Here is a 17,342-nt window from a genome sequence, read left to right as displayed (position 1 = left end):
CCTATTTTTGAAGTGCAAAGGGTTTGAATTCTTTGCCTCCTCCTGTAAAATTCATGCTTTTATAAAACTCAACAAATGTAAGACGAAGTGGATGGACGAAAGAACCGAGAATTCCTAAACCCAAATTTAAGCAATGTCCAAGTATCAATATAATAATTGTTAAAACAAATAAAGGAGTATTTATATCTCCATTAGGCAAGATCATAAAGGCAACTTGGTTAAAGGCATTTCCTAAAAGCCCACTTGCAAGTCCTAAAGCAAATAGTCTTATGTAAGAAAGAAAATCTCCGAGAAAACCAGTTACCAATTGATAAGCTTCCCAGATTCCAAATACAGGTCGTTTGACCCAGGAAAGTCTTGGATCATGGAAAAGAAAAAAACTTATCAGTCCGATCCAGAAAGTGAACATTCCAAATTCTGATGGGATTGAAGTTAACCAACTTCCAATCGCTATATTGCCAATTTTGAATGAACCATTGAATCCAAGATCCAAAATATCATTATGTACAGCCCAGATCATCCCACCCCATAAAATCATTATGACAGAAATTGGCTTCATACCGTAAATGAATCTGTTAGAATCAAGAATGCGATTGACAGACTGCAACATTAAACCTAATGAAAGTTGGATAAATCCTAGCATCAAAGCTAAGCTCATGATAGGATATGTAATACTTGAGCCATTTATGATCGGAGCAAAAATAGCAAATTCAGCCCCTTTATCCAATAAGTAGGAATCGGATCCATTCATTCGAAATAGCATCGCACCGAACACACTGTTCACAAAAACTCCACAGACCATTGTAGATATTGATAGTATGATTGATAAAGCTGCAATTTTTTTCCATTCTAAAGAAGCACGAAAATAAAATAGAACTGAAGCAATAGTTAGTAGAGCTCCATATCCAACATCACCCAGACTCAGTCCAAAGAAAATTGTGAAAAATGGTGCGAAAAAAACGGTTGGATCGATCTCAGTATATTTTGGAAGAGAAAAGATCTTAGTGATAGGCTCGAAGAATCTTGCTATCATATTATTGGAGAGAAGAATAGGGATATCATCGTCTATTGTCGTATCAGTGAAAAGATAGGCAATTTTTTCAGAATTTAAATTAAGAATAAAAACGTCTCGTAGCTTTGTTGGAACCCATCCAGTTACACCAAACAACAAACCATTCGTTGAATTAAACATGCTTGATTTAGCTAATTCAAAATCCATTCGATTTTCAATTGTTATGATTTCATGCTGTAACTTTTCAATGAAAAAATGAAAACTGGAAAGATATTCTTTATCATCAAATATGGATTTTATTATTATATCAATATCAGTTCTCAATTCACTCAATTTATTTCTAGAAAGTTGTATTTCCTCGAAACCATAATCTTCTGGTTCTTTTTTATAATCGAAAGCGATGAGATAAACTTTTTTAGAATCAGAATGAACAATAAAATATGCTTCATCAAGATTCTTCTGCGTTAGTATATTTTGCGTCGTAACTAAAAATCGAATATGAATTCCATGTGCTCTCAATTGATCAATTCGATTCCAATCGATATCACCCCAGGGTTCCATAGTTTTCAAATTCATTTTCATTTCATCTAATGCGAGAATTTTCTCATCGAGTAACGAAATTCTTTTTTCTAAATACAATATTCTTTGATGTTTTGTTGTGACATCGTTAGGGAATGATGATTGCTTTTTGGAAGATTTACTGAGTTCTGAGATCTTGGTAATTATATTCAAAAATCTCTTTTTCTTTCTTTCAAGAATTGATAATTTAGGAGTGTTTTTCAATTCAGATGTTTCGATATGAACCAATCCAAGATTCTGTAATTTTGCTAGATTTCTCTTTTTGTTCCCAGTATGAAGAACAAAATGAATTTTGGACATTGGCTCAATCATGCAATGAACCCACTGCTGGATGTATTCTTCGATCTGTTTTTCGGATTAGAAATATTTGTAAGAGTAAAATTCGTTGCAAAAGATTCTTTTTCTTTTTTGGCTTTAATGATTTTCTGAGCTGATCTTGTTAGATTCTCTTCATCTTCTAAATATCTTTTGATTTTTTGTATAGCTTCATTAAAGCCTGGAATCTGTACTTTTTCGTAAAGGTTTACTTTCTGAGTTGTTTTCTTTCGCGCAATATTGAGGATTTCTAGTTCTTTTTTTATTAAGTCTATTCTTATAGATTCAGTTGATAACTCTTCAAGAATTTTTGTTGCCGATGGAATCCATGCTCGATTACAGAAAAGAGAATAGTCTCGGATATGAAAATCGATATTCGAAAGTCTAGGAACTTTTACTCCTGCTATATTTTTGGTTTCAATATTTATATTCTGAATAGTTAGAACAGAAGGATACTCCATCCAGATTTTCGAATGGGTTTCTTGAGATTTAATCATCTCGTTAAAAGTGGATTGTGATTTCTCCAAAAGATCTTTTACTTTTCCTATCTCTGAACGAAGGGCAGTTTCTTTAGCTTTTAATGTTGGAAGCGCAGTAACTCGAACAGCAAGATCCTTTTTCAATTTCTGCATACTTGTTTTGTTCAATTGATACCGAATAGACATTCTAATTATTCCAGAATTTTTTGACTAAATCTTCTTTGATTCCGATCTCATTCTTTTCGAAATATTTTTTGAATAAATCCCAGCCAGTATTGAGCATTTCCTCAATTCCTGTGTTTACATCTATTGCAAGTAATTTTTCTGAGTAATCACGAGCAAACTCTAATGTTCTCTTGTCATAGTTGGTTAAATCAAATCCATTTTCACGTTTTGTTCTAGAATTTGCAGCATCAGAAAATAATCGAACGAGTGCGTTCATTACTTGCGGATGATCTTCTCTTGTTTTCTTGCCGATAACAATTTGTTTTAGCCTAGATAGAGATCGGAAAGGATCCACAATTACTTTTCCTATATCCGTATCTCTTCTAAGAAAAATCTGACCTTCTGTGATATAACCTGTGTTATCTGGTATTGAATGAGTAATGTCCCCATCGTTCAGCGTTGTAACTGCAATAATTGTAATAGAACCACCACTCGGGAGCTGAGCTGCCTTCTCATAGATTCTAGCAAGATCCGAATAGAGTGAACCGGGCATGGAGTCCTTTGATGGAATCTGATCCATTTTGTTTGAGACAATTGCAAGAGCATCCGCATAGAGAGTCATATCTGTTAGCAGAACAAGGACTTTTTCATTCTTTTCGATTGCAAAATATTCTGCTGCTGTAAGACACATGTCGGGAATAAGAAGTCTCTCAACTGGAGGTGAATCATTCGTATTGATGAAGGACACAATTTTATGCGACGTACCTGCGTTCTCGAATACATTTTTGAAATAGAGATAATCATCATTTGATAAACCCATTCCACCTAGAATAATTTTGTCAGCTTCTGCACGGAGAGCTACCATCGACAAAACTTGGTTATACGGTTGATCAGCGTCCGCAAAGAAAGGAATCTTTTGCCCGCCAACTAAAGTATTGTTTAAATCAATGCCTGCAATTCCCGTTGCAATTAATTCGGAAGGCTGCTTTCTTCGAACCGGATTGATAGTTGGTCCACCAATCTCTACTTCTTGGCCTGTCAATTTTGGGCCGCCATCTATTGGTTCGCCATAAGCATTCAAATATCTGCCAGCCAGATCTTCACCAATTCTCAATGTTGGAGGCTTACCCAGAAAAACTATTTCAGCAGTTGTTGCAATGCCTTCGGTTCCTTCAAATATTTGCAAGGTGACTTCATCATTCATGATACGAACAACTTGTGCGAATCTCCCATTCACCATTGCCATTTCTTCGTTACCAACATTCTCTGCATGAAGCGAAACAGTTGCTTTTGTAATCTTAGTTAACTTTGTATAAATTTTTTGGTAGGATTGCGTTTTCATTGAGCGACCGCATTTTGGATTGATTCAATTTTATGATGTTGGTTGCTTAAGAAAGATTTCTTGTCTAATTCAGTTATTACTTGACTGCGATATGATCTGAATTCTGTTCCTTCATATTCTTGGTAATTCATTTGTTTCAATAAATAAATAATTGATTTAAAAAATCCTGCAATTTCTTCAAAGTCATTGAATTGATAGATTCGGTCACATATTTCCAAGATAAAATCCAACATATACTTTTGTCTTTGAATTGGAGTATTGCTATCTATTGAATCAAATGCATCTTGTTGAAGAATGATAAAGTCAATCAATTCGCTCTTCCAGAAAGATATATGATACTCTATTGGTACAGAATCATCTCCTAATATGTTAATTTGGTCATATGCTTCTTGTCCTTTTCTTAGGATATTTCTTGCCAATTCTACTTTCTCAATCCATCGATTACCCATGGACATTTCAATATCTTCCTGGAATTCCAAATACTCAATATATTTAGAATAGGAATCTAATGGATCAATTGCAGGGTATCTTTTGGAATCCGCTCTTTTCTGTGAAAGAGCATAGAAGCATCGTGCAGCCTTCTTGGTTGATTCTGCAACTGGCTCTTTCAAATTCCCGCCCGCCGGTGATACAGTACCAACAAAAGTTATCGAACCCGTCTGATCATTGTTAAGTGTTACATATCCAGCTCTAGCATAGAAACTTGAAATGATTGAAGATAGATCCATTGGAAATGCATCTTGGCCTGGTAATTCTTCCAATCGATTAGACATTTCCCGAAGAGCTTGAGCCCAACGCGATGTAGAGTCAGCAAGCAAAAGTACGCGCAGACCCATTGATCGATAGTATTCTGCAAGAGTCATTCCTGTATAAACACTGGCTTCTCTTGCAGCAACTGGCATATTAGATGTATTGCATATAATAGTGGTACGTTCCATTAGTTTGCGTCCAGTCCTTGGATCGTCCAGCTCAGGAAATTCTTTGAAGATCTCGACAACTTCATTTGCTCTCTCACCGCATGCAGTAAGTATAATTAAATCCGCCATTGCATTCTTGCTCATTGCATGTTGAAGAACGGTCTTACCGCAGCCAAAAGGGCCTGGTATAAATCCTGTCCCTCCTTCAGGCATCGGATTGAGCGTATCAATTGCACGAATTCCCATTTCCATGATTTTAAATGGACGCATTTTATTCTTATAGGAAGTGATGGGAATTTTAATTGGCCATTTTTGTCTCATGCTAACATTAATTATTTGCCCATCTGAATTTGAAAGAACAGCAATTGTATCATCAACTTTGTATTGACCTGCACTTACAATACTATCTATTTTCCAACGGCCTTCAATCGAGAATGGAACCATGATTTTATGATCTATCCAATTTTCCTTAACATTCCCTAGCCAGTCTCCTGCGACAACATTATCGTTAGCAGAAGAGATTGGGGTAAAATCGAACAAATTGTCCGCATCTAATGGATCAGTTTTGTCGCCACGTTTAAGGAAGACACCACTCAGCTTATCGAGATCGTTCAATAGGCCATCATATTTTTTGGAAAGCAATCCTGGACCAAGATCAATCTCAAGCATTTTACCAGTAAACTCAACTAGGGTTCCCATCTTAATTCCGCGAGTTGATTCAAAAACTTGCGCAGATGCAACATTACCATTGATTTTTATAACTTCTGCCATAAGTTTTAAATCATTATGAAGTATATAACAAATTTCGTTCTGACCTACGGATCCGTTGGCTTCAACATAAACCAAATTGGATACTATCCCGATAATTTTACCCTTAGTCATGTTATACTCTTCATAGAATAATTAGATGGAATCGATGCTGACTTAATAACCCAATCTAAGGATCGTAACATCTCTTCATTCCCCTTTGAAGCATCAAGGTCGCTCCATCTTTTTGATAATGATAATTTCAAAAAATACATATAAACTGCGTCAGCCGAAAAAGTGTTCACCCAAGGATAAGAATCGATAAATTGAATAATTATCTTATCAATAAATTTCTCGAGTTCAGTCAATTTTCCTTCACTAAGCAATCTATCTAAATCTTCTATAAAAGCATAGATTCCACTACCAAGACCAAAATCTCGGCTACTCACATTTCGAAGAGTTTCATTGATTCTTCCGCCGTCCAAAAGATATTTATCAATATCATAGCCGTACTTTCTTGCATTAATGGAGGATATAATATTTTTGAGATCTCGTTTGAAATGAAAATAATCACTTAGAAAACCATTTTGAGTAGAGGTGGCTTCCTTGTAAAATAGATGGATTAGAAGATTTTCCGTTTGACTTCCGTTATATTCATCTTTTGATAACTGTAAAAATTCAAACATATAATTGGGCAATTCAAATAAACCCAAAATTCCTTCCTCTAATTCTTGATAGGTGAATAGGGCAGGTGTATGAAAGGTGAATAAAGGATCTTCTTTGATTTTGAATTTTCGTCTTAAAACATAAAGAAGATTCTTATTATCGTTCTTATAGATTAAATATTTAAAATTCTCCGCATCCTCTATACTTAATTCATTCAGAATTCTATTCTGGATATCATTGATTTGAGATTCTGCAAACTGATCTATACTTCCCACAGAAGGGAGTGAAGAAACTAGATAGAAATATTCCATAAATTATTAACTATCAAACAGCCATTCTTTGGATTTATTGCGTAAATAGTTACGAAAGAAGGATTCCATTGCATCCATTGTAAAATCCAATTGATATCCTTTGTCTTTTCTTTCGATTTTGAATCCAGATTTAATATTAGAGTGAGCAAAAATTTGCATACCTTGTAATTCTCGGTGCAAATCATTCTTCAATGCGGCTTCCAGTTTTATAAGTTGTGATGATGGTAAATGTATATCAATATGATCTGGGTTTGTGCCATCTTCCATCCAATTTTTCGTGATTATAAGAATGATTTCTCGTAAAAAATCAACTTCAACCGATAGAGATTCAATGGGTTTCTCAATAATTTTTATTGAGATTAATTCTAAAATTTCATTCTTTAAGGAGCTTAAGGTTTGATTCTTTGCTTTAATTAAATCTGCAATTGTACTTTCATGGAAGATTTTAGAATCATTCTCGGACTGCGAAAGAATTTTCTTTGCTTTTAATTCAGCTGCTTCAATGATTTGGGATGCTTCGGCTTCAGCTTTCGATATGATATCTGATGCTTCAATTTTCGCTTTCTCAATTCCATCTAGATATATTTTGTCCAATAATCCTTGAATATTTGCTTCCATAGTCAACTCCAACCTAGGTTCAAAGCAAACTTATGCAAGAAAAATATTCACCCTTCAGTTATCCGTGTATAAGAAAACTGGACGGTAGTCTTAAGTAGAACCTAACTAGTTTGTATATCTTTCCAAATATTTTCAAGTTCATCAGCATAAATTGAATTTGTAGCATTTGCTTGAACAATGGCCTTTGCAAATTGTTCAGAAAGAGTCGTTTTAAAGTGATTATAATTATTATCGCTATCGAAAAAGACTTTTGATAGAGGCGAGTCTCCATATTGTTTTATAAGAATTGCATAGAAACTACGATAGAGTTCGTATGATTTTTCTAGCGCTTTTTTATCATTTAGCAAACTCTGAAACGCTTTATATATTGCTTTTCTTGAATTCTCAAGCTCGTTTTCAGGTGGCATTTGGAAATCTTTCAAAGACAATTGCATTGCAATGGCTATTGAATTTTTCATTACAATCAATAGATCTTGATCTGATGTGACGTCTGTTAATTTGCCTAAAATAGATTCTTGAATTTTAGGTAAAAAAGATTTAATCACATTTCTTACTTGTGTATCCACCGTTGAATTTTTCATGAACGAAGATAGTGGATTGAGTTTCTGGTTGATCTCTGCAAATATTTTTTGGAGTGCATCCACAATCCATTCGCTTACTTCATCTTGCATTAAGAATGATTTATATACTTCAATTTTAGGTTGAGGTCCAGGTTGAATCAGAGCTTCAATCCATAGTTTTTTTGTCTCATCGCTTGCAAAGTCTTGGAATGAAATTTCTGTCAAAGTGTTTATAATTTCTTGGGGAACAGAAGGTAAGTTTACAGAATTCAAAAACTTTGCATTCAGATCAAAATGTGGTGGTTCAGATGGAAGAACGTTAGTCCATTTCGTTAAGAATACAATGTCTATTTGTCGATTGATCGTTTTCTGAATCAGAGTAGGGTTCTTAAGATACGAATCAATTTTTACTCTCAGATCTTGAGGTTTTCGGCGAAATAAGTTTTTGATTTTTTGAAAAAATGTCATTAGGTTTCCTGAATATTATTTTAGTAGATCGCCTGGATTGGCATCGCGATGAGGAATGAATAGCGATAGAGTTTCTCCATTCCCAGAAGCAAGCAACATTGCTTCGCTCATACCAAATTTCATTTTTCTAGGTTTGAGATTGGCAACTACTACAACTTTTAGTCCGACTAAGTCTTCAGGTTTATAAGCTGACTTAATTCCAGCAAAAACATTTTTTGATCCATGTTCACCCAAATCTACAGTAACTTGTAACAATTTGTCCGCACCTTCCACGTGATTGGCATCTTTGATATGTCCAACCCGAAGCTCAACTTTTGATAAATCTTCAATCGAGATATATCCATCATTTGTCACTGTATCAGTTGAATTCCCTTTGGATTCAGATTTTCCAGTTTGATCTGGCTGATTGGAAGCTATGCTAGGATTGTTTTTACCTGCCAATAGTTGAGCTTTATCGTATTCATTTTTTGTTTCTTCGATCATGTCTTGAATTCCTTTTTCATTAGCTCTCTGCGTTATATGCTCGTAAGCTGGTAGTTGAATATTTTCGATTTTTTGAGATATTATAGAGAAGTCAGGAACTCCTTCAATACCAAGAAAGTTAATAACTTTCTGAGTCGTCTTGGGAATGACTGGATATAAATAGAGGAACAAAATTTTTGCACAATTTAATGCTGTCGTTACAACCTTTCTCGCTTTCTCAGGATCATTCTTCACTAGAACCCAAGGTGCATTGTCATTCACATATTTATTAACTTGATCTCCAAGAGAAGCAACCTCGCGCATCACTCGATGATAATTTCTTTCTTCATAATTTTTCCGAATATTTTCTTCGGATGCAAGAAGTTTATCGAACAAACTTTTTCCTTCATCTTGTAGTGTTCCAAGTCTTCGATCCAATTTATCAAGAATAGAAGTTGATACTCTGGACACAATGTTCACTAGATTGCCAATAAGATCCGAATTGACTCTAGATAGATAATCATCAAAAGAGATATCAACATCATCCATTCCAGAGCCAAGTCTTGCAGCCATATAGAAGCGAAAATGCTCTGTGTCTAGATGCTTCGCAAAAGTAGAAGCATTTACAAATGTTCCTCTCGACTTAGACATTTTCTCGCCACCTACAGTCATAAATCCATGGACATAGAGTTTGTTAGGCGTCGTGAATTCAGCTCCCATCAACATAGCTGGCCAAAATAGTCCATGAAAATACAAAATGTCCTTTCCAATAAAGTGAACAATCTGTCCTTCACCTTTGCGCCAGATAGAATTAAATTCTTCCTCGTTTGTTTCAAAGAATTTTCTAGACGCTGCCATATAGCCAACAGGAGCATCTAACCAAACATAAAAAAATTTATTGACTTCACCTGGAATCTCAAAACCAAAATACGGTCCGTCTCTTGAAATATCCCATTCTTGCAATCCAGTTTCGAACCATTCTAATAATTTCTTTTTAGCACCTTCTTGCAATCGTCCGGGTGTCGAAAGCCAGTTTTCTAGAGGAGCTTGGTAGTCTTGTAAGCGAAAGAATAAGTGTTTGGATTCTTTTAGAACGGGAACATTACCGCAGATAGCGCAGTGAGGATCCAATAAATCGGTTGGTGAGTAGGTTGCTCCGCATACTTCGCAACTGTCTCCATATTGATCTTTCGCACCACATTTGGGACAAGTTCCTTTGATGAACCGATCGGGAAGAAACATTTTATCATGTTCGCAATAGGTTTGTTGAATATTGCGATCAGAAATATTTCCTTTTTCTTTTAGTCGCAAATAAATCTCTTCTGCTAGTTTTTTATTCTCTTCCGAATTTGTTGTATAATACAAGTCATAAGAAATTCCAAAAGATGTTAGATCTTTATAATGTTCATCATGAACTTTTTTGATATATTCATCAGGTGTCTTGTTTGCTTTCTTTGCTGCAAGCATGATCGGAGTTCCATGCGTATCATCCGCACAGAAGAAATAACATTTATTTCCAATTGCACGATTGTAACGAACCCAAATATCAGCCTGTATACCTTCTAAAACATGACCTAAATGAATAGATCCGTTCGCATACGGGAGAGCTGTGGTAACCAGAATTTTCTCAGACATAGACCTATATTTTTTTCATTCGAAAAGTAAAATACAAAAATTTTCTGGCTTGCTATTCTCAAAGGCTTCTTTATTCTGAAAAGTCAAGATGCCAACCAAAAGGATAATTACAGGACTTTCTTCTAGAAATTTCGGGAACTACCCAGACACTTCACTTACAGATCATCCATATCTTAAGAACGGAAGAGATATTCGATTGGAATATGCAAAGATCCTAGTAAGTCTATGGTCCTATGCTTGTATGGCGGATGGAGCTTTCCACGATAAGGAAGGCAATCTTGTCGGCGAGATGGTGAAGGCATTGTTTGAATCAGGAAGTATACTTGCTGATTATCAGGAGACTCGCTCCGAGATCATAGAAGTTTTGTCCGATACTTTTGACAATCCTCTTCCAATGAAAACAATTTGTAAGGTTGTTGAAGGCAATGATCAATATGCATTGAATTTTTATGAAGATGCGGTGTGCATTGTGTCCGCTGACGGTAAGCTCAAGAAAGATGAAAGAAGTTTTCTCGATGAACTCGCCCTTGAATTTCAATTGAGCAATATGGATAAGCACCAAGTAGAGAAGAGATACGATCTCGTTTGATAGTTTAATTCATAAACCCAGTTATGGTTTTTTTCCTAACTTCTGTTCTTACAATTCTTCTAATTTTAATATTTGTATCTTTTCAATTTTTTCTATCTGGTAAATTTCTACTATGGTTCTTCAATAAAGTATCGAAAGGAAGATATAGAATTCATTGGGAAGGTGGCGGACTACATTTTCCATGGTTGTATTTTCGAATCCATAAATTTAGGATTTTTTTCCCTGGAATAAACAATACCGATATTATTGAGATAACTGCGAAAGAGATTCGAGGTCGTGTATCATTTCGAAATATGATAATGGGTAGAATTCTAGTTCGACAATGTGATATTATAGAACTCAAAAGTTCCTATATCAATAGGCAACCTTCAGAACAAAAGGTGGAACTTCTCCCGAAACGGAAACTTGTCGTTTTGAATAATACCAATATTGAGAAAGGTGAACTCTATATTGAAGATCACAATCTCACACCCATTTATAAAATATTGCTTTCGGAAATTTTTGTTACTAATTTGAATATGGATTGTGGATGTCCTATGTCATTTTTATTCCAATCAGAATATGGAAGATGCAAACTAGGTGAAAAGGGTAGACTTTTCGTTGAAAAATCTAGTGATTCTAAAGGAAATATTACTTTAACTGGCGCTACTTGGACAGATCTTGCAGGACTAAAGGTAATCCCTGTTCCCATTCTCAATGATCGAATTGATCTACAAGCAAAATTTGAAAACGACTACTTAAACGATGTAGTCAATGTTCGGGGAACTCTTAAAAATTCGGAATCGGGTGATCAGTATGCTCAAGAGCTTTTGACGTCTGTCGAAAGTGAAGATACGAAAGCGAAAGCAAGTTCTTTTCAATTGCAGATCAATTGGACAGAATACGCGCTTCCTTTTGATCTAGCCTTAAAGAAGTTGCTTCTGGAAATATTTGATAAATTGAAAATTAAAGGTGTTGTTGGTTTTACAATTCATACTGTTACGAAAGGTATAGTTAATATATTTACTAGAAGTTGATAAATAAGAAAAAAATTTTTTTTGGAATTTGCTAACATTAACAATCTTATTTAAGCTTACTTTCTACTATGAAAAACTAAAGTTTTTTGTCTATTGAGATATTATATTTCCTCTTGACAGATTTGTGTTAAATTCTAGTGTAACGGAAATTGAAAAGGATCCCCAAATGAAAAAATATTTGATTGTTTTATTACTTTCTTTTTTCCAGTTCTGCATTCCAGGAATCGATAATCCTTTAGAAAATAATGATTCTAGTAAAGGTAGTTCAGCCTTCGCAATGCTGGCATTGTTTTTAGGTGGAGCTGTAGCCCAGGCAACAGACCGACCGACAGTCAGTTTACCGAATGGGATGGGTTCGCCTTCTATTGTTCGGTCGGATATGACACCACCTGAGCATTTTGGTGGAGCTTTTCGGGCGATTGGGGACGTGTATGAAATTGGAGATCCGAACAATCCTGTAAAATTTCAAAACGGATTTGCCGAAATAGAGTATAAAATTGACAAAGACAGAATTCTCAGCTCAGGATTAATGTTAGAATTCCAGGTATTTTGGTATGATAGAGCGAGTCAAGAATGGAAACCTGTAGATAAACTTCGTTATGATGAATCAAGGGAAGTTCTGATTGCATATACAAGCCATTTGACTCCCTTTGTTCCAGCTGCGACGATTGCAAGTTCGGGAGACACAACAGCTCCACCAGCTTGTATTGCAGAAGATTATCCGACTAACATCGGTGGAAGCAATGCAAGTAGTGCAGGATTTATGGTTGTAGGTGAAGGCTTTCAATACTACAAAGACAGAACATACACAATAGTTCCAACATCGGTATCTTCAATTAACCAGACTAGCTTTGCAGCTTATGGTTTTAGCAATGCAGTAGGTGTTGCAACGTGTAATGGAAATGGTGTTGGAACAGCAGGTTGCGGACAAAATGCACAGGAAAAGGCATATTCTGGCAATGACTATATAGTATTTACAGCTCAGAGCAATATCGACTTATACTTGATGTATGACACTAGGGGTGGTGTTAATTTAAATGATGCTTCCAAGGATGCTTCTTGGATACAATCGAGCGGATTTGTCAGCACAGGGAATTTCGTTGAGACAACAGATCCCATGAGATTCTACAGAATCTATAAGAAGGCATTTAGTGTCGGGCAGGAGGTTCGGCTCCATGGAAATAAAAATGGAGTGGGTAGCCCAGCCATTGATACAAATTATTGGCTAATCATGAAACCGCAAGGTAATACTACACCAGCACCTTCAACCAGTTTATGTGTCACAGCTGCACCAGCAACCCCAGGATCTGCTTCTATATTAATTAGGCAAGGGGGAACCAACATAGATCATGGGGGCAATTACAATTTTGGAAATGTAACACCTGGCGGTAGCACCGGACCTATCGGTTTCTCAATTCATAATTTCGGTGATAGTAATCTAGAGTTACCGGGAACTCCAGTAGTTTCTATCACTGGAGCAGATGCGGCATACTTCAATGTGGTACAACCGACATTCCCTATTGCTAGTGGTCAATCTGCGAATTTTTCTGTTAGTTTTAATCCAATTACAGCAGGTTTTAAAACAGCTACAATGGTTGTTGAAAGTAATGATCCAAGTAAACCGACATATTCAGTTGGATTGCAGGGTCATGCTGGCTCTTCGAACAAATCAATTACCAGTTTCACCATCAATTCACCAACAACTATTGGAACCATCGTCGGACATGATATATCTTTGAGTGTTCCTTTTGGAACCAATGTCACTAATCTTGTAACAAGCTTTACATTCACTGGAGTCCAGGTCCGCGTAGGAGGAATCACCCAAACGAGTGGAGTGACAATTAACAATTTCACCAATCCTATAGTATATTCAGTGCAAGCACAAGATGGGACGACGCAAAATTATACTGTGAGTGTGACGGTGCTACCTGAACCAACTCCAGAAACTCCACATATATCTCAAGTCTTAGCTAGCGGTACAAAAGCATTTGTAGAATGGTACCCATCGGTTGGAGCCACCACCTACACCGTTTACTATGGAAGCTCGCCAGGAATCACTACGGGCTCTGCATTCAATCCACCAACCTCGCAGCATTTTGCTGAGATCACAGGACTGACCCCCGGAATTCTGTATTATTTTCGAGTAGTTGCGACAAATTCAGGAGGAAATTCTGCTCTTTCACCTGAGTCATCGGCAATAACAACTTCAATTCCATTCGGGACGGCGAGTGCAGGTGCTCATGTTGATATTTCTGCAGGGCAAGGAAATGGTTCAGCTGGTCAGCGCCTTTCACCGCTTTTTGATCTAGTCAACCATAAAATTCTTGTTGTAGCTGAGAATCAGGCCAACGGAAGTCGACCTGGTCTTTTCCATTGCAATATGGACGGAAGTAATTGTTTATACAAAGATATTTCAGCTGACCAAGGTATTGGTTCAGGAATAGAACCATCAGCAGTGATTGATCCATTCAATCATAAAATTCTCGTAGTGGCAAACAATCAATCCAATGGAAACCTTCCTGGTCTTTTTCGTTGCGATCTGGACGGAAATAATTGTACTTACAAAAATATTTCAGAGGGTCAGGGGCTAGCTTCTGCATGGTGGTCAAGATTACTCCTTGATTTGTTCAATAAAAAACTATTGCTCGTTACGGTTGATCATTCAAACAACGATTTCGTCTTGCTTCGTTGCGATTTAGAAGGAAATTCTTGTACAAACTCGAGGATTTCAGCTGGATTATCCGGCGGATGGCTAGCAGCTGTAATAGACTATAGCAACAAGAAACTATTGGTGGCCACAACGAATTATTTAAATGAAGATAAACCGTCTTTATTTCGATGCAATCTTGACGGAAGTGCCTGCTCGCATACGGATATCTCATCCGGGCAGGGTTTTGAATCAGGAGCCTATCCAACTATAGTTTTAGATATTCTTAATGGCAAAATTTTAGTCGTTACGACAAATATTGACAACGGAGCACGGCTCGGTCTTTTTCGATGTAATCTTGATGGAAGTGCCTGCACCCATACTGACATTTCAGCAAATCAAGGCGACAGTAATGGCAATATGAAGTCTACTTTCCTTGACTCAGTTAATGGGAAGCTATTAGTTGTTATTGAACAGTACACCAATGAGTTTAAGCCTTCACTCTTTCGCTGCAATGTAGATGGAACGAATTGTAATCAAACAGATATTTCATCTGGACAAGGATTCAATTCAGGAAGATTCCCATCCGTATTGATAGATCCTGTGAGCGGTAAACTTTTGGTGGTAACAACAAATTATTCAAATAACGGCAAACCTTCCATTTTCCTATGGTGAAGAAATTAATCCGTGTTCATTGGAAGTTCCAGAAAGAATGCATTTGTATTCTTTTGCTAAATGAATAAAAATAGGTAATCCCTGTTCCCATTCTGAATGATCGAATTGATCTACAAGCAAAATTTGAAAACGACTACTTAAACGATGTAGTCAATGTTTGGGGAACTCTTAAAAATTCGGAATCGGGTGATCAGTATGCTCAAGAACTTTTGACTTCAGTCGAAAGTGAAGATACGAAAGCGAAAGCAAGTTCTTTTCAATTGCAGATCAACTGGACAGAATACGCACTTCCTTTTGATCTAGCCTTAAAGAAATTGCTTCTGGAAATATTTGATAAATTGAAAATTAAAGGGGTTGTTGGTTTTACAATTCATACTGTTACGAAAGGTATCGTAAATATATTTACAAGAAGTTGATAAATTGGAAAAAAATTCTTGATAAATCAGGAACAATCCCAGATTATTAGAGAAAGGTCGAATAATCCAAATGAAAAATAAAATAATTTATTTTTTTTTGATTTTATTTGGATTTTCTAGCTGTCAATTTCCATCTCTTGATCAACCGATTACCTACTACGCATTGATAGCGCTAATTCGGGGCAATAATAGTAATAGTTCGGCGGAAGTGGACTATCGACTATCGGTAATTTATAACGGAAGACAATACAACCCTGGCGAAACGATAGATCTTGGAATGGGCGATGCCTTCGAGCCAAGAGTTCTGCCTGCAACAATTAAGAATACAGGAACGAAAGAATTTTCCTTAAGCTCCGAAGCTTCTCCTATCATCACATCGAATTCTGACGGTGTTCTTAGTCTGGAATCTAGTTCCCAAGTGCCAACGATTTGGCAGCCAGGATCAGAGCATCCGATTGAAATTCATGTTAGCCCAGGATCTGATGAGAATAACTCTTGGAGTGTATCCATAGATGCTGTTTCTCCGGTTGCGAATCGATTCAATTTTAATCTTTCCATGCTAGGAATTGTTGTCCGACCTAAAAAGATTTTCTTTGGAGTTCATGACCCAATGGCAGAGAAAGGATTGTATTCTGTGGATTGGGATTCTGAAACAAATACACTTAGCAATGTAGTTCAGAGATCCAATGCTGACCAAGCAACTTTCTCTGGATCAAGATTCACTTCAGCTAACACAAGTAAATTTATCTATTACTATTCTACATCAACAACATTAGATGGATTCCAATTGGACTCCAATAGCAATCTTATTGCTCTCCCGCAATATACCAATGGAACGGCATATTTTAAAATGTATAGTATTGAAGCAGTCAAAAGACTTGCACTTGTTCAGAATGTTGGAGGTTTCTCAACTGCATCATATGATTTAGTCAGTGGTTCGGTCAATGCACCTTCTGCAGCACTAGGAATGCTTTGTAGTTCTAGCTATCTCATTCCTTCTCCAAAAGGAGACTTCATATTTGAGAATTATTATTATTACAATATCGGTCCGGGACAAATTAATGTTAAGAGACTTGCTAGTGATGGCAACCTAACCGAAGTTTATCCTTCTCCATTCTATTATGTTGATACCACCCTCGCTAATAATTTGTCTATGTCATTTAAAACACGGGGCAATAACTATATCTACTCTGTTTCAAGAACTGGATCTCCAGTCCCAAGTAGCTTTAAAGTTGACTCAATTTTGCGTCGGACTGTAGACTCTGATGGAATGATATCATCTGTTGACAAAGAGTATACTTTGAACGCTTACGGTGCTTCCTACGACAGAGTCATTCGTCATCCAAATGATAAATTTATTTATCTGGTTGGACTAAGTGCAGGAACTCAAGGAATCATTCATGTTCTTAATCATGATGCAAGAACAGGTGATATTACTCGAATCAATACTCTAACAAAAGCAAGTGCGCAGAATGCTTACGATGGTGCAGTTAGTCCAGACGGGAAATTTCTTGCGGTTTTGTTCAGAGTGAACACTTCAGGTTGTCCAACCTGTCAAGAGAATATACATATTTATTCCATCGATCCGATTACAGGTGATTTGACAGAAAAGCATTCAATTATTCGAAATCAAAAATTCAATGGAATCTATTGGTTGGGAAAAGTATCCCAGTAAATAAATTATTTTTTTTGCTTTCCATGAGAAAAAAATAACATACAATTG

13 protein-coding genes are annotated in these 17,342 nt (G+C 36.4%); 5 read left to right on the top strand and 8 right to left on the bottom strand.

Annotated elements, in window-relative coordinates:
• Position 1: 1 nt before the first annotated feature.
• The 8 genes from O4O04_RS17550 to metG form a co-directional block, all read right to left on the bottom strand.
• Positions 2–1,891 (bottom strand): V-type ATP synthase subunit I, encoded by a 1,890-nt coding sequence (locus tag O4O04_RS17550; RefSeq protein ID WP_272533086.1) that lies wholly within the window; start codon positions 1,889–1,891, stop codon positions 2–4.
• Positions 1,892–1,899: 8 nt separating this feature from the next.
• A complete protein-coding gene (locus O4O04_RS17545; protein WP_272533085.1) occupies positions 1,900–2,571 on the bottom strand; it encodes a V-type ATP synthase subunit D in 672 nt (223 codons plus the stop codon).
• A 1-nt stretch (position 2,572) separates the two neighbouring features.
• Positions 2,573–3,892: a V-type ATP synthase subunit B gene (locus tag O4O04_RS17540; protein ID WP_272533084.1), complete on the bottom strand. Its 1,320-nt coding sequence runs from the start codon at positions 3,890–3,892 to the stop codon at positions 2,573–2,575.
• A complete protein-coding gene (locus O4O04_RS17535; protein WP_272533083.1) occupies positions 3,889–5,691 on the bottom strand; it encodes a V-type ATP synthase subunit A in 1,803 nt (600 codons plus the stop codon). Before O4O04_RS17535 ends, O4O04_RS17540 begins: the two co-directional genes overlap by 4 nt.
• On the bottom strand, positions 5,688–6,533 hold the full coding sequence (locus O4O04_RS17530) for a DUF2764 family protein (RefSeq protein ID WP_272533082.1): 846 nt from the start codon (positions 6,531–6,533) through the stop codon (positions 5,688–5,690). The genes O4O04_RS17535 and O4O04_RS17530 overlap by 4 nt, the downstream gene beginning before the upstream one ends.
• 6 nt (positions 6,534–6,539) lie before the next feature.
• Positions 6,540–7,151 (bottom strand): hypothetical protein, encoded by a 612-nt coding sequence (locus O4O04_RS17525; protein ID WP_272533081.1) that lies wholly within the window; start codon positions 7,149–7,151, stop codon positions 6,540–6,542.
• A gap of 101 nt (positions 7,152–7,252) precedes the next feature.
• The gene (locus tag O4O04_RS17520; RefSeq protein ID WP_272533080.1) at positions 7,253–8,179 is read right to left on the bottom strand and encodes a hypothetical protein; all 927 of its coding nucleotides are present in this window, start codon (positions 8,177–8,179) and stop codon (positions 7,253–7,255) included.
• Positions 8,180–8,194: 15 nt separating this feature from the next.
• Positions 8,195–10,276, bottom strand: a complete 2,082-nt coding sequence (gene metG / locus O4O04_RS17515; protein ID WP_272533079.1) for a methionine--tRNA ligase — start codon at positions 10,274–10,276, stop codon at positions 8,195–8,197.
• 88 nt (positions 10,277–10,364) lie between these two features.
• On the opposite strand from metG, the gene O4O04_RS17510 reads away from it, so the two are divergent.
• From O4O04_RS17510 to O4O04_RS17490, 5 genes are all read left to right on the top strand, one after another.
• Positions 10,365–10,865: a tellurite resistance TerB family protein gene (locus tag O4O04_RS17510; RefSeq protein WP_272533077.1), complete on the top strand. Its 501-nt coding sequence runs from the start codon at positions 10,365–10,367 to the stop codon at positions 10,863–10,865.
• A gap of 23 nt (positions 10,866–10,888) precedes the next feature.
• Positions 10,889–11,881 carry a hypothetical protein gene (locus O4O04_RS17505; protein ID WP_272533076.1) on the top strand — a complete coding sequence of 331 codons (993 nt, stop codon included), beginning with the start codon at positions 10,889–10,891 and terminating at the stop codon, positions 11,879–11,881.
• A gap of 166 nt (positions 11,882–12,047) precedes the next feature.
• The gene (locus O4O04_RS17500) at positions 12,048–15,203 is read left to right on the top strand and encodes a choice-of-anchor D domain-containing protein (RefSeq protein ID WP_272533075.1); all 3,156 of its coding nucleotides are present in this window, start codon (positions 12,048–12,050) and stop codon (positions 15,201–15,203) included.
• A 209-nt stretch (positions 15,204–15,412) separates the two neighbouring features.
• Positions 15,413–15,619: a hypothetical protein gene (locus tag O4O04_RS17495; RefSeq protein ID WP_272533073.1), complete on the top strand. Its 207-nt coding sequence runs from the start codon at positions 15,413–15,415 to the stop codon at positions 15,617–15,619.
• 70 nt (positions 15,620–15,689) lie between these two features.
• Positions 15,690–17,294, top strand: a complete 1,605-nt coding sequence (locus tag O4O04_RS17490) for a hypothetical protein (RefSeq protein WP_272533072.1) — start codon at positions 15,690–15,692, stop codon at positions 17,292–17,294.
• Positions 17,295–17,342 lie beyond the last annotated feature (48 nt).

The sequence above is a fragment of the Leptospira sp. GIMC2001 genome, assembly GCF_028462125.1.
Lineage (GTDB): Bacteria > Spirochaetota > Leptospiria > Leptospirales > Leptospiraceae.
The sequence above is the reverse complement of the archived record's forward strand: the minus strand, read 5'-3'. Positions and strand labels throughout refer to the sequence as shown.

Coding starts and splice junctions, on each gene's coding strand:
- O4O04_RS17540 (WP_272533084.1), bottom strand. CDS start 3,892: ATGAAAACGCAATCCTACCAAAAAATTTATACAAAGTTAACTAAGATT.
- O4O04_RS17490 (WP_272533072.1), top strand. CDS start 15,690: ATGAAAAATAAAATAATTTATTTTTTTTTGATTTTATTTGGATTTTCT.
- O4O04_RS17525 (WP_272533081.1), bottom strand. CDS start 7,151: ATGGAAGCAAATATTCAAGGATTATTGGACAAAATATATCTAGATGGA.
- O4O04_RS17550 (WP_272533086.1), bottom strand. CDS start 1,891: ATGTCCAAAATTCATTTTGTTCTTCATACTGGGAACAAAAAGAGAAAT.
- O4O04_RS17535 (WP_272533083.1), bottom strand. CDS start 5,691: ATGACTAAGGGTAAAATTATCGGGATAGTATCCAATTTGGTTTATGTT.
- O4O04_RS17505 (WP_272533076.1), top strand. CDS start 10,889: ATGGTTTTTTTCCTAACTTCTGTTCTTACAATTCTTCTAATTTTAATA.
- O4O04_RS17500 (WP_272533075.1), top strand. CDS start 12,048: ATGAAAAAATATTTGATTGTTTTATTACTTTCTTTTTTCCAGTTCTGC.
- O4O04_RS17520 (WP_272533080.1), bottom strand. CDS start 8,179: ATGACATTTTTTCAAAAAATCAAAAACTTATTTCGCCGAAAACCTCAA.
- O4O04_RS17545 (WP_272533085.1), bottom strand. CDS start 2,571: ATGTCTATTCGGTATCAATTGAACAAAACAAGTATGCAGAAATTGAAA.
- O4O04_RS17530 (WP_272533082.1), bottom strand. CDS start 6,533: ATGGAATATTTCTATCTAGTTTCTTCACTCCCTTCTGTGGGAAGTATA.
- O4O04_RS17510 (WP_272533077.1), top strand. CDS start 10,365: ATGCCAACCAAAAGGATAATTACAGGACTTTCTTCTAGAAATTTCGGG.
- metG (WP_272533079.1), bottom strand. CDS start 10,276: ATGTCTGAGAAAATTCTGGTTACCACAGCTCTCCCGTATGCGAACGGA.